The following is a 10,902-nucleotide window of genomic DNA, read 5'->3' on the forward strand; positions in this document are numbered from 1 at the left end:
GAGATGTGGCCACGCCCGGGCGCAGGCCCGGGCGTCGCTGCATGCCGTGGGGATGACGGACGACGGGATCGCGGCGTCGCGCCGGACGACGCGGTGCTCCGGGCGCGGCCCTCGCGGAACGAACGCCGGTTTCGCTCAGCGCCCGCCGAACAGCGAACGACGCAGTCGGCGCAGTGGCGCGAAGAGCAGGACACGACTCACGCGCTTGCCCCTTGCACTGCGCTCACGCGGGGTGTCACGCGCCGTCAGCTCACGCATCAGCAAGGTCGCCTCGGCCGTCTCCCGCTGCGGGACGGCAGGACCCGCCAGCACCGAGAGATGGCGGTCGAGGCGCGAACTGGTCGCGCTGCTCCCGCACGTGATCGCAGGGACCCTGGCCCTGCTGCTCACTGTTATCTGTTCCATGTCACTCCCCACCCGTACGAGTCCACCCGGCCCGGGCAGGGTAACCCTATCGCCCCGTCGGGGCACTCGTGTATCGCGGTCACAGGATTCACCTTCCCCGTAAGGGTGTTGACGACTCTTCGTTCGTCACTCTCCGAATCCAACCGATTTCAGGGCGAGTTGGACAATCGGCTGGCTGGTGGGCTGCGGTGAGCCACCGTCGGGCTCGACGGTCACAGCGAGTGACGTGGCGGACTTGTTGAGGTCGGTCGCGACCAAGGGTGTGTCGCCGCCCTTGAAGAGCCCGAGGGAGCGCGGTTGCACGTTGGGGCGCATGAGCCACAGCTGGTGCACGCGTCCGCTGGGCAGCTCACCGTATCCGCTGAGCGTGACGATGGCCTGCCCCTCCGATGCGGAGGCGACCACTGAGATACTTCGGCCCCGGGCGTCCTTGCCGGAGTTCGCGCGGGCGTCGGGAGCTGCGAGAACGTGGGCGATCTCACGTGCCTGGGAGCGTTCGGCGTTCAGGGTGTCCTGGGTCTGGTTCGCCTGGACGGCGAAGAGCGAGGCGACGACGAGGGCCGCGGCGGCGGTCGCCGTGGCGAACGGTACGAAGAGGGGGCGGCGCTCACGAGGCGCACGGGAGCGTGCCGGCGGCGGCTGCGTACCCCACACGTGCGGCGGCAGCTGGGGGGTGTGCTCCCGTACGGCCCCCGGCTCCTGCGGCGTGGCCCGTACGGCGGCCAGCACCCGGTTGCGCATCGCGGTCGGCGCTGGGGCGGCCGTGGACCAGGCGAGGCGGACGGCGTCCTCGGACAGGGCGCGCACCTCGGCGGCGCAGACGTCGCACGACGCGAGGTGCTTCTCGAAGCGGAGCCGTTCCGCGGGCTCCAGGGCGTCGAGTGCGTAGGGGGCCGCGAGCGAGTGCAGGTCCCCGCGGCGCAGCAGTTTGTCGAGGAGACTCATGCGAAACCTCCCAGGCACTTGCGCAGCTGGGTGAGTCCATCGCGCATACGGGTCTTGACCGTGCCCAGCGGCAGCGAGAGCCGCTCGGCCACTTCACGGTACGTGTAGCCGTCGTAGTAGGCGAGGGTGACGGACTGGCGCTGCAGGGTGGTGAGGCGGTCCAGGCAGCGGCGGACCCACTCGCGTTCGAGGCCCGCCTCGACCTCCTCGGTCACCTGGTCGAAGGCGGGGTTGTGGGACCGGCGGGCCTCGCGCTGCTCGCGTTCGCCGGCCGCGCGGGCGCTGCGCACCCGGTCGACGGCTCGGCGGTGGGCGAGGGTGAGGATCCAGGACAGGGCGCTGCCACGTCCGGGGTCGAACCGCGCGGCGGACCGCCAGAGTTCGAGCAGCACCTCCTGGGCCACCTCCTCCGACTGCGCCGGATCCCGCACGACACGTCGGACCAGTCCGAACACCGGGCCCGACACCATCCCGTACAGCTTCTCGAATGCCTTCTGGTCTCCGCCTGCCACGAGTACCAGAAGCTCGTCCGCCTCCACTCGGTCCCCCTCTCTCCGGCCGCATGGGCCCCGTCCCGTCACACCAGGCATTCGCAACGAACGCACCTCCGGATGGGGTTACGGATCGCCGTGCCCAAAACGCGGGTCCGCTCTCCATGAATCCACGCTCGCCGACACAAGATTCCCGGCTCGTCTGAAACAAGATTCCAAGTTCGCCGTAAGAACGTTTGGGATTCGACCAATCCACCCTGCCGACCGCTCCGAATCAGCGTTCGTCAGGCAAGTTGGGACTGAGGACGGACGGCATGACACCTATCTCCAGGAGCGGTGCGGGACGCAGGAGCATCGCGACCCTGATAGCCGGCGCGCTGGCCGCCGGGGGGCTCGCAGCCGCCGGCGTGGCCACGCTGGAACCGGGGGCGGCCTCCGCCTCCAGCCACCGGGAGGCTCCGCTGATCTCGGGGCAGCCCCAGTACGACAACACGGACGTCTACGCGTTCGTCAGCCCGGACAAGCCGGACACGACGACGATCATCGCCAACTGGATCCCCTTCGAGGACCCGGCGGGCGGCCCGAACTTCTTCACGTTCGCGGACGACGCGCAGTACGACATCCACATCGACAACAACGGTGACGCGCAGGGCGAGTTGCTGCTGCGCTACACCTTCAAGACGCATACGAAGAACAAGAACACGTTCCTCTACAACACGGGCGCGGTCACCAGCCTGAACGACCCCGACCTGAACGTCACGCAGACGTACGACATCGACCTGGTCAAGCTGCACAACCAGAAGGTGATGTCGAAGACGAAGCTCGCCGACAACGTGCCGGTGGCGCCGTCGAACGTCGGCAAGGCGTCGATGCCGGACTACAACACCCTGCGCAAGCAGGCGGTCTACAAGCTGGCGAACGGCGCGCAGACGTTCGCCGGGCAGGCCGACGACCCGTTCTTCCTGGACCTGCGCGTCTTCGACCTGCTCTACGGCGGCAACCTCTCCGAGGTCGGCCGGGACACCCTCAAGGGCTACAACGTCAACTCGATCGCCCTGCAGGTCCCGACCGACATGATCACGGAGTCGAAGCACCAGCCGGTCGTCGGCGTCTGGTCGACGACGCAGCGCAGGAACGCACAGGGCTACTACGAGCAGGTCTCGCGCCTGGGCAACCCGCTGGTCAACGAGGTCGTCAACCCGCTGAAGGACAAGGACAAGTTCAACGCGTCCTCGCCGTGGTACGACGCGCAGTTCCTGAAGAACGTGACCAACCCGGAGCTGCCCAAGCTCATCGAGGGGATCTACAAGATCAAGGCGCCCGCCGAGCCGCGCAACGACCTGGTCGACGTCTTCCTGAAGGGCGTCAAGGGCCTCAACCAGCCGCCGAACGTACGCCCGGCGGAGGAACTGCGCCTGAACACCTCGATCAAGCCGACCGCCTACCCGAAGCGGCTGGGCGTGCTCGACGGTGACAACGCGGGCTTCCCGAACGGCCGTCGCCTCACCGACGACGTGATCGACGAGGCGCTGCAGGTCGTCGAGGGTGAACTGGTCGGTTCCAAGAACGACCTGGGCGACGCGGTCGACAAGAACGACAAGAACTTCGGCCACTCGTTCCCGTACCTGGCCAACCCGACGGCCGGTTCGCGCGGTGCCACCGCCAAGGGTGTCACCAGCGGCAACGACGTCCGCAACCAGCTGGGCGACGCGCTGCAGCCGGCCGGTTCCTCCTCCGGCGGCATGACCGACACGAGTCTGATCGCCGCCTCCGCGGGAGCCGGCGCCGCCGGGATCGCGCTGATCGGCGCGGGCCTGATGTGGTGGCGCCGGATGCGGAGCCGGGCCTACTAGGCCCTCCCCCGCGGGCCGGGCGTCGCTCCTGAACAGCGCCGCCCGGCCGCCCCACCGACTGGCGCGGCCCGCTCGTATCCATCCCCCACGGCCGGGCCGCGCCGCACTCCCCGCATCTTCCTTTCACCGCACGCCGATTGAGGAGAGGGCATGGCCCCGCGTACGAACGGCACCGAGCCGGAGAAGGAGAACGGCAGCACGCCGCTCACCGCACCGGACCCCGAGGTTGCACCGGCCGCCGAGCGGTCCCGGACCGAGCCCGGCACCCCGGCCCCCGAGCCGGAGCCCTCCACCACGACGGCCGACGCCCCCGAGAACACCCCGACCACCCAGGCACCCACCACCAGCCCACATCCCGACCGGACCGCACGGCCCGCCACGGAACACACCGCCGCCCCCCGGCGCGGCCCGGCCGACGTCCGGGAGAACGACCCCGCTGAGGGCCCCCGCACCGGGCCGTCGGCCGGCATCCCGGAAGGCGGCCCGGTGGAGGGGCCTCGCACCGACCGGACGGCACGGCCCGTCACGGAGGCGGTGGCCAGGACGACGGCCGCCGAAACCGTTCCCCTCGCGGCCCCGGGCGCCCCGGCAGGCAGCCCCGCGCAGGTGCCGGATGCACCGTCGCGTGGGCAGGTCGCGGAACACGCCGTCGAGGCGGTGTCCCGTGCGGCGGGCGCCGAGGGTGAGGCAGAGGAGAAGCCGTCACGCCCCGGCGACCCCGCGCAGGCCGGAACCGACCCGTCGGCCCGGCAGCGGGTCGACGCCGTTCGCCGGGTGGGCGAAGCCGGACGGCGGATGCGGGCGCTCCAACTCGGCGGCACCGCCGTGCTGTTGGCCGTCGCACTCACCGCGGGGTCGATCGCCTACGGGGCCATCCGGGACAACGGCGGCACGACGGTCGCCGCCTCCGCCGCCGGCGCCCTGTCGCCGGCTCTGCTCTCCAGCGGCAGCCTCGACGCGAGCATCGCCGCTCTGCAGGCCCAACTCCGGTCGCAGACCAAGGACTTCGGCAGCTGGGCGACCCTCGGCCTGGCGTACGTGGAGCAGGCCCGCACCAAGGGCGACCCCTCCCGCTACCCGCAGGCGCAGAAGGCCCTGAAGCGCTCCCTCGACCTGAGGCCCGGCAACGAGCAGGCCCTCACCGGCCAGGCCGCCCTCGCCGCGGCCCAACACGACTTCAAGAACGCCCTGAAGTACGCCGACCAGGTCCTGAAGGAGAACCCCTACAGCCAGAACGCCCTCTCCTCCCGCATCGACGCCCTCGTCGAACTCGGCCGCTACGCCGACGCGTCGAAGGCCGCCGACACCGCCGACTCCCGCCGCCCGGGGGTCCCGGTCTTCACCCGGTACGCGTACGTCCACGAACTGCGCGGGGACGTGAAGACGGCCCGGCGGGTACTGGAGCAGGCCCTCGCCACCTCCACCGCCCGCGGAGACATCTCCTACGTGGCCGCCCAGCTCGGCCAACTCGCCTGGAACCAGGGTGACTACAAGAGCGCGCTGACCTACTACGCCCGCGCCCTCGCCGCCGACGAGAACTACCTCCCGGCCCTGGAGGGACGCGCCCGCGCCCAGTACGGGAGCGGGGACAAGGCGGCCGCGGTCGAGGGCATGGAGCAGGTGGTCGCCCGCTACCCGCTGCCGCAGCCGCTCGTCGAGCTGGGTGAGATGTACGAGGAGCGCGGCGCCGAGGGTGACCAGGAGAAGGCCCGCGACCAGTACGCCCTGGTCGACGCCTGGATCGCCCTCGCCCGCGCCAACGGGGTCAACGCCGACCTCGACACCGCGCTCGCCGCGGCCGACCACGGCAGCAGGACCTCCGCCCTGCGCGCCGCCCGCGCCGAGTGGGCCCGCCGGCACACCGTGCACACCGCGGACGCCCTGGCCTGGGCCCTGCACGTCAACGGCCGGGACGCGGAAGCCCTCCCTTACGCCCGCCAGGCGACGGCCACCGGCTACCGCAACGCCTCGTTCCTCTACCACCGCGGCGTGATCGAGCGCGCCACCGGCCACACCAAGGAGGCCCGCGCCTCGCTGCGGGCGGCACTCACGCTGAACCCGGGCTTCTCGCCACTGGGCGCCGGCGAGGCCCGCAAGGCGCTCAAGGACCTGGAGGCGGCGAAGTGATAGCCCGTCGATTGCTCGCCTCCACAGGGGCCGTCCTCACGGCGGCCTGCGCGCTCGCGCTGTTCCCTTCCACCAGCGCGAGCGCGCACCCCCTGGGCAACTTCACCGTCAACCGGTACGACGGCCTCGTCGCCGCCCCCGGCACACTGCGCGTCGACCACGTCGAGGACCTCGCCGAGATCCCGGCCACCCAGGCCAGGCCCGACATCAAGCGGCTCGGCATGAGCGAGTGGGCGCGACAGCGGTGCGCGAAGGCGGCGGACGGCAGCAAGGTCACCGTCGACGGACGGGCCACCGCCCTGACCGTGGGCAGCGGCCAGGCGCACCTACGGCCCGGGCAGGCGGGGCTGAACACGCTCCGGGTGGAGTGCGGGCTGACCGCGCCGCTCCCGAAGAGCGACACCGTGCGCCTCGGCTTCCACAGCGCGGGCGCCTCCTCCGGGCCGGGCTGGCGGGAGATCACCGCGCGCGGCGACCGTATGACGCTCACCGCGACGGACGTACCGAAGACCTCGGTCTCACACGAACTCACCAGCTATCCCAAGGAGTTGCTCTCCTCCCCCGCCGACACCTCGGCAGCGTCCCTGCGGGTGCGCGCCGGCGGACCGGCCCTGGTCGAGAAGCGGCGGGACGCCCCCGCGGCCTCCGTGCTGCCGCGCGGCGCCGACCGCTGGACCCGCGCCCTGGACTCCCTGGTCGCCCGCCACGACCTCACCCTCGGCTTCGCGGCACTCGCGCTGCTCGTCGCGATCGTCCTGGGCGCGATGCACGCGCTCGCGCCGGGCCACGGCAAGACCCTGATGGCCGCGACGGCAGCCGCCCGCGGCGGCCGTGCGCGCCTCAAGGACGTCATGCCGCTGGCCGCCTCGGTGACGGTCACCCACACCCTGGGCGTGGTCGCCCTCGGCCTCCTGGTGACGGCCGGCTCGGCGGCGGCGCCCTCGGTGATCGCCTGGCTGGGCATCGCGAGCGGCGTCATGGTGGCCTGCGCGGGCGCGACCCTCGTACGCCGGGTCTGGCGCAACCGCACACCCCGGCACCCCCACGGCCACGAGCCCGGGCACGGGCACGGGCACGGGCACGACCATCCGCATCCCCATGCACACCCGCACCCGCACCCGGACGGCCTCGGCGGGCACACCCACACGCACGGGACCAACGGGACCGACGGGACCGAGGAGCGCGAGCTGGTCCTGGTCGCCGCCCACACCGAGAACGCCTCGTCGACCACCGAGGCCCACTCACACCGGCGCGCGTCCACCAACCCGCACGATCACGACCACGGTCATACACACGACCACGACCACGACCACAGCCACAGCCACAGTCACTCCCACACCGTCGAGCACACCCACGGCGGCTTCACCCACACCCACTCCACGGCCCCGACCCTCCGCGGCACGATCCTGCTCGGTTTCGCCGGCGGTCTGGTGCCCAGTCCCTCCGCCGTCGTCGTGCTCGTGGGAGCGTCGGCGCTCGGGAAGGCCTGGTTCGGGCTGCTGCTCGTCGTCGCGTACGGCGTCGGGCTCGCCCTCACCCTCACCGCGGCCGGGTTCGCCGTCGTCAAGCTGGGTACGGGAATGAACCGTGTGCTGGACAGGCGCCCCCGCTGGACCACCCACCCGATGGCGACCCTCGTACGCAGGACCGCCCCGCTGGCGTCCGCGTTCCTCGTTGTCGCCCTCGGTGTCGGACTGGTGCTCAAGGGGGCGGCATCCGTACTCGGCTGAGCTACGTTTGTGGAGAAATCACGCGCAGTGGAGAAAACACGCGGATGCGAAGGGGGGACGCCCGTGTCAGAAGAACCGGGCAGTGAGCGTGTGGTCGCGGGCCGCTACCGTCTTCTGTCCCCGCTCGGCGAGGGTGGCATGGGGACGGTGTGGCGGGCCCGGGACGAGGTGCTGCACCGCGAGGTCGCCGTGAAGGAGGTACGCGCGCCCGCCGGGCTGCCGGCCTCGGACGTGGAGCGGATGTACGCCCGTCTGGAGCGTGAGGCGTGGGCGGCGGCGCGGGTCGCCGACCGCAACGTCGTGACGGTGTACGACGTGGCCACCGAGGACGGCCGGCCGTGGATCGTCATGGAGTTGGTCCGCGGTATCTCCCTCGCCGAACTCCTCGACGCAGAGGGCCCGTTGCCGCCGGAGCGGGCCGCGCACATCGGTGCCGAGGTGCTGGCGGCGCTGCGGGCGGCACACGAGGCCGGAGTGCTGCACCGGGACGTGAAACCGGCCAATGTTCTGCTGTCGAGCGACGGCCGGGTGGTGCTCACCGACTTCGGCATCGCCATGGTGGAGGGCAGCTCGGCGCTGACGATGACCGGCGAGGTCATCGGCTCGCCCGAGTTCCTCGCACCGGAGCGGGCGCTGGGCCGCACACCGGGTCCCGAGTCCGACCTGTGGTCGCTCGGCGTGCTGCTGTACGCGGCGGTGGAGGGCAACTCCCCCTTCCGCCAGGCCACTCCGCTCAACACCCTGCGCGCGATCGTCGACGACGAGCTGCCGCCACCGCTGCGGGCGGGACCGCTCGCGCCCGTCATCGAGGGGCTGCTGCGCAAGGATCCGGCCGAGCGGCTGACGGCCGACCGGGCCCAGCAGGACCTGCGGATCATCGGGGCGGGAGGCACGCCCCGCACGGAGGTGCTGCCGACCGCGCCCTACGCGCCGACGATCGCCGAATACCCGCGGCGCGGGACGCCGGCCCCGCCGACTCCTTACGCGGCCGCGCGGACCGGGCCCGTGGCCGCGCCCGGGACCTCGGCCACGACCGCGCCGCCGGAGCGCAACCGCAGGGCCGCCGCCGTCCTGGTCGTCGGCGTGCTCGCCCTCGCGCTGGCGCTGGGAGGACTGACGTACGCGCTGCTGAACCGGGACAACGGCGGCGGGAACGACAACAACGGCAGTAACACCCGTTCCGGGGCGGGGACTTCGCCGACCGCCGCCGAAAGCAAACCCGGCGGCGGGGCCGCGAGCCCCACGCCGAGCCCCAGCAGCAGTCGTACGAAGACACCCCAGTCCGTGAAGGTGAGCCTCGCGGGCGCGAACACCGACTACTCGGGCACCTGTCCGCCCTCGAAGTCCGAGGCCCCGACCTTCACGGCCACGCTGACGGTCGGACGGCTTCCGGCCACGGTGACCTACCGCTGGGTGACCGAGAACGGCTCGCTGTCCGGGAACTGGAAGACGGTCTCCTTCCCGGCGAACGGCGAAAGGTCCCAGCAGGACAGGCAGTTCATCACCACGCGCGACAGCAGCGGGACCTTCCAGGACGTGATCAGCGTGGAGGTCCGCGATCCCGTTCACGCGACGTCCGACTCGGTGCCGTTCTCGCTGTCCTGCGAGGAGGAGACCCCGACTGACGGGACCTCCTCCTCCCCTTCCACTTCCGAGTCGCCCTCGCCCTGACGGGTCAGGCCGCGCTGGTCATGACGGGCAGGTAGCCGCCCGACTGGCCGGCCGCGGTCGGGTGGTAGGACTCGCCGATGTTGAGCAGTTCGACGCTGTGCAGCCAACTGCTGCCGGAGCAGATCTCGTGGCCGGTGAAGGTGGTGCGGACGTCACCGAAGGCGAAGCCGTGGTCCGCGGCGGCTTTGGCGGTGGCGGTGTCCAGATAGTCGGCCGCGTCGTTGATCGCCTTCCGCTTGGTCTCGGAGAGGCCGATGCAGGTGGCGCCGAGCTTGTAGAAGCGGGGGTAGCCGAGGACGACGACGTGGGCGTTCGGGGCCTTGGCACTGATCGCCGAGTAGACGCTGTTCAGCTGTCCGGGGAGCGTCGAGTCGACATAGGCCTTGGCGGTGTTGATCCGGGAGAGGCAGGCACTTTCGGACTGGAGCACACAGGTCGTCATGACGTCGGAGAAGCCTGCGTCGTTGCCGCCGATGGAGAGGGACACCAGTCCGGTGGAGGCGCTGAGCGGGCCGAGCTGTCCTGACAGAACATCACCCGTTCGGGCGCCGGAGCAGGCGGTGAAGTCGAACGTCGAGGGTGAATGGGCGGCGGCCCAGAGGTAGGGGTAGGCCTTCGTGCTGCGCTTGCAGTCGCCGCTGGAGCTGATGTAGCTGCCCGACCCGACCCCGGAGGAGTAGGAGTCGCCGAGGGCCACATAGCCGGTTGCTGCGGCCTGCCCGGATGCCTGCGCAGCCGTGGCCCCGGTGAGGGCCGTGCCGGCGGCGAGGAGGATCGAGCTCACGAAAACGGCAATTCGGGAACGTCTCATGGAACCTCCCTTTAGCAGGATCTCTGCCATAACCGTCGTACCAACTACGCGTGTTGATCGGAAGTGTCCATGTCAAGGCGGTTCGGTTCGTCCGACAGTCACCCCGTCCGGGCGAACACATGTTTAAGAATCGACAAGGACAGGTACAGGCCGATTCCACGTCTTGACGGCCGCTCTCGCCCTGCGCGACATTGAAGTCCGGCATCCGGCGCGCTGGGGGGCAAAGTCGCCAATGCAGACCATCCGTATCAAGAGACCTTCGACCGACGGCACCGAGCCGGCGCGACCAGGACCGGGGAGGGACCTGTCGCCACTGCTCGCGGGCGCCGCCACGGCCGTAGGGGGATTCGGCGCGCTTCTGGCGCTCGTCGACTCGGACTCACCCCTGCGCGGCCCGCTCACCCTGTTCTTCCTGCTCGCCGCGCCCGCGACGGCCCTCGGGGCCGCGCTGCGCGGGCTGGAGCCCCGCGGCCGCACCATTGCCGCGGTCGCGGGCGCAATCGTCCTCAACATGCTGGTGGCGCAGGGCATGTTGGCTGTTCACCGCTGGTCGGTGCGGGGCGGAATCATCGCCGTGACCGTGATCAGTCTTCTGCTGCTTCTGGGCTGTGTAACGGTCAAACCAACAAAAACGTGAGGCCTCGTTCCAGGTCTTGCCATACGGGTTCAATCATCAATACCGTCGTACATCTCACCCACATCGGTCCATCATCAAGCGGCTCTAGGGGAGGGCTCAAGGACCGCGATGGATCCGGCGTGGGGCGCGGTAGGGGGGTGCCGTGCTCGGTGACCGCACTTGTGACCGAGTCGTGCCGCGCGACCGGCTGCCGTCAAGGCGGCAGGCGGCCAGCTTTGCCAGCTCGCCTCGG

At 71.0% G+C, this 10,902-nt stretch carries 9 protein-coding genes; 5 read left to right on the plus strand and 4 right to left on the minus strand.

Annotated elements, in window-relative coordinates:
* Positions 1–135: 135 nt before the first annotated feature.
* The 3 genes from ACYUED_RS09295 to ACYUED_RS09305 all read right to left on the minus strand — a co-directional run bounded on the left by ACYUED_RS09295 (position 136) and on the right by ACYUED_RS09305 (position 1,889).
* Positions 136–405 carry a hypothetical protein gene (locus ACYUED_RS09295; RefSeq protein ID WP_266678455.1) on the minus strand — a complete coding sequence of 90 codons (270 nt, stop codon included), beginning with the start codon at positions 403–405 and terminating at the stop codon, positions 136–138.
* Between the two features lie 126 nt (positions 406–531).
* On the minus strand, positions 532–1,350 hold the full coding sequence (locus ACYUED_RS09300; protein ID WP_491291802.1) for an anti-sigma factor: 819 nt from the start codon (positions 1,348–1,350) through the stop codon (positions 532–534).
* Positions 1,347–1,889, minus strand: coding sequence for a sigma-70 family RNA polymerase sigma factor (locus ACYUED_RS09305; protein ID WP_491291803.1), 543 nt, complete (start codon positions 1,887–1,889; stop codon positions 1,347–1,349). The genes ACYUED_RS09300 and ACYUED_RS09305 overlap by 4 nt, the downstream gene beginning before the upstream one ends.
* Before the next feature lie 266 nt (positions 1,890–2,155).
* Here ACYUED_RS09305 and ACYUED_RS09310 point away from each other — a divergent pair, with 266 nt between their 5' ends.
* From ACYUED_RS09310 to ACYUED_RS09325, 4 genes are all read left to right on the plus strand, one after another.
* Positions 2,156–3,694, plus strand: coding sequence for a DUF4331 domain-containing protein (locus tag ACYUED_RS09310; protein WP_491291804.1), 1,539 nt, complete (start codon positions 2,156–2,158; stop codon positions 3,692–3,694).
* 150 nt (positions 3,695–3,844) lie between these two features.
* On the plus strand, positions 3,845–5,821 hold the full coding sequence (locus ACYUED_RS09315; RefSeq protein ID WP_491291805.1) for a tetratricopeptide repeat protein: 1,977 nt from the start codon (positions 3,845–3,847) through the stop codon (positions 5,819–5,821).
* Positions 5,818–7,551, plus strand: a complete 1,734-nt coding sequence (locus ACYUED_RS09320) for an urease accessory protein UreH domain-containing protein (RefSeq protein ID WP_491291806.1) — start codon at positions 5,818–5,820, stop codon at positions 7,549–7,551. Before ACYUED_RS09315 ends, ACYUED_RS09320 begins: the two co-directional genes overlap by 4 nt.
* 63 nt (positions 7,552–7,614) lie before the next feature.
* Positions 7,615–9,222, plus strand: a complete 1,608-nt coding sequence (locus tag ACYUED_RS09325) for a serine/threonine-protein kinase (protein WP_491291807.1) — start codon at positions 7,615–7,617, stop codon at positions 9,220–9,222.
* Between the two features lie 4 nt (positions 9,223–9,226).
* Here ACYUED_RS09325 and ACYUED_RS09330 read toward each other — a convergent pair whose 3' ends face one another.
* Positions 9,227–10,033 carry an SGNH/GDSL hydrolase family protein gene (locus ACYUED_RS09330; RefSeq protein ID WP_491291808.1) on the minus strand — a complete coding sequence of 269 codons (807 nt, stop codon included), beginning with the start codon at positions 10,031–10,033 and terminating at the stop codon, positions 9,227–9,229.
* 163 nt (positions 10,034–10,196) lie between these two features.
* On the opposite strand from ACYUED_RS09330, the gene ACYUED_RS09335 reads away from it, so the two are divergent.
* Complete coding sequence (locus ACYUED_RS09335) at positions 10,197–10,670, plus strand: hypothetical protein (protein WP_491291809.1); 474 nt, start codon at positions 10,197–10,199, stop codon at positions 10,668–10,670.
* Positions 10,671–10,902: the final 232 nt, after the last annotated feature.

Source organism: Streptomyces sp. DF42 (assembly GCF_058267695.1).